The 2387-nt window shown below is 35.3% G+C and carries 3 protein-coding genes; all 3 read left to right on the forward strand.

The window, feature by feature from the left end:
* Window positions 1-120: 120 nt before the first annotated feature.
* The 3 genes from F6K13_RS28635 to F6K13_RS28645 all read left to right on the forward strand — a co-directional run bounded on the left by F6K13_RS28635 (window position 121) and on the right by F6K13_RS28645 (window position 2355).
* The gene (locus F6K13_RS28635) at window positions 121-459 is read left to right on the forward strand and encodes a 2Fe-2S iron-sulfur cluster-binding protein (protein WP_124144870.1); all 339 of its coding nucleotides are present in this window, start codon (window positions 121-123) and stop codon (window positions 457-459) included.
* 659 nt (window positions 460-1118) lie between these two features.
* Window positions 1119-2222, forward strand: a complete 1104-nt coding sequence (gene thiO / locus F6K13_RS28640; RefSeq protein WP_124144871.1) for a glycine oxidase ThiO — start codon at window positions 1119-1121, stop codon at window positions 2220-2222.
* A 10-nt stretch (window positions 2223-2232) separates the two neighbouring features.
* The gene (locus tag F6K13_RS28645) at window positions 2233-2355 is read left to right on the forward strand and encodes a hypothetical protein (protein WP_287289236.1); all 123 of its coding nucleotides are present in this window, start codon (window positions 2233-2235) and stop codon (window positions 2353-2355) included.
* Window positions 2356-2387 lie beyond the last annotated feature (32 nt).

Consider the following 2387-nt stretch of genomic DNA (forward strand, 5'->3'; position numbering starts at 1 on the left):
GGTTTAATACCCCACCGTCTACACGGTGTTCAAAATTACTTGGGGTTAGAATCCCCATGTAATTTTCCTCCTGTCTCCTGTCTCCTGTCTCCTGTCTCCTTCTTCAAGAAATAATTTGTTATGGTTAAGATTCAGGCTCAAGGTAAAACTATAACTTGCGATCGTGGTGCAAATTTGCGTCAGGTTTTACTAAAAAATGGTATTGATGTCTATAATGGCAATGCTTCAATTATTAACTGTCGTAGTATTGGTACTTGTGGCACTTGTGCAGTGGTAATAGAAGGAGAAGTTTCTCCATCTCAATGGCGAGAAAAAGCCAGACTTTCTATGCCTCCTCATTCTCCTAATTCTTGTAAACGTTTGTCTTGTCAAGTACAAGTTTTAGGAGATATAAAAGTAACTAAATATAATGGTTTTTGGGGGCAAGGTTCAGAAATTGTTTGGACTCCTGAAGGATAGAATATACCTTGAAAAAATTACTGAAAACATCTGCCAAAAACGGACATATTAGGAATAAAAGTTTTAGACTTTTGAGCTATTTTTTGGTTTTTTACAAATGATTTGGGATTATTCTCTGATAATAAAAACATAGAAAAAATATTATTTATAGCAACCGCTAGGTTAATGTTTGATAATTAGTGCGAGCATCTTGCTCGCGTAATAAATCATCATAATTATCCGATGTTCTAACTATAGTGGCGACTGTTATATCTTTGAATATAATCAAAGTACAGAATTAAAAAAATGTTGCCAATAATTATCCATACATTCATGTCATTTCAGTTATCAGTAAAAAAATCTTATCGCATCCTTCTTCACTACTCCTTATTTATCCTTATTGAGAAAATGGCATTGGTTATTTGAAGTATGATATCATGTCCGGATAATTAGGGATAAAACTACGTTCCGCTGACGCGTTTTATGTCGCCTAGCGTTAACGTTTGGCGTAGCATTACGTTAGTGTAGCTTCTCCGCAGGAGATAGGAAAGTTGTGCGCCAGCAAACAAAAAACTTTCTCCTTCCATTCCTCTTTCTTCTTCTTTCTTCCCTCCTGACTCCTGACTCCTGACTCCTGATTCCTAAGTAATTAAATACACTAATTCAGCAACACCTAGAAAATGAATCAATCAAGCAATATCCTAATTATTGGTGGCGGTATTATTGGTCTATCAATAGCAATAGAACTAACATTACGAGGGGCAAAAGTAACAGTTATTAGCCGTGATTTTCAGCAAACAGCGACAAATGCTGCTGCTGGAATGTTAGCTCCTCAAGCAGAAGCTATTCCCCCTGGTAAAATGTTAGATTTATGTTTAAAAAGTCGGGCATTATATCCAGAATGGGTAAAAAAAATAGAATCAATTAGTGGTATAAAAACTGGCTATTGGCCTTGTGGAATTTTAGCCCCAGTTTATGCAGAAAAAGACAGGGAAAATTATGCTTTACAAAACCTAAATTATCAATGGTTAAATCAAGCAGAAATCCATCAATATCAACCAGGATTAGGTCTAGAGGTAATTGGGGGTTGGTCTTACCCTGAAGATGGGCAAGTAGATAATCGTTATTTGTACGAGTCAACTATTGCAGCAGCTAAAGAGTTAAAAATTGATATTCTTGAAGGAATTGTTATAGAAATAATTCGTCAAAAAGGTAAAATTCAAAGCATCAAAACATCAATAGGTGAATTACAAGCGGAACATTATGTATTAGCTACAGGTGCATGGTCTCAGGAGTTATTACCAATTCCTGTATTTCCTAGAAAGGGGCAAATGTTGTCGTTAAAAATTCCCTCAGATATAGCTAGAGAAAATCTACCTTTACAGCAAGTTTTATTTGGCACAGAAAGTTATATTGTGCCGCGCCAAGATGGAAGAATAGTTATAGGTGCAACAAATGAAAATGTCGGATTTTCAGAGGGAAATACAGCAGCAGGAATTCAAGAATTATTAGGAAATGCTATTCGGTTATATCCGAGTTTAAAAAATTACAAAATATTAGAATTGTGGTGGGGTTTTCGTCCTAATACTCCTGATGAAATGCCAATATTAGGAACAAGTAATTATGATAATTTGACCATTGCTACTGGGCATTATCGGAATGGAATTTTATTAACACCTGTCACAGCGCTATTAATAGCTGATTTGATTTGGAATAATAAATCCGCTCGATTATTAGATGCTTTTAATTGTTCTAGGTTTGCTGAAGTTAGTAGTAAATTTTGAATTGATAGTAATGGTTGAATCAGAATATTGGTCTTGTATTGAAGAAAAAAGAAGTTGGAAAAAGTGGGCTTTCCTACTAAAAGAAGTAGCTCTGTGTCTACAAACACTAACCAATTGTAGACAGTACGAATGACGGTGAGTTTTCAGCACTTGAAGAAGGAAGAA

Origin of the sequence: Okeania sp. SIO2B9, assembly GCF_010672505.1 — a bacterium.
GTDB classification, from domain to species: Bacteria; Cyanobacteriota; Cyanobacteriia; order Cyanobacteriales; family Microcoleaceae; genus Okeania; species Okeania hirsuta.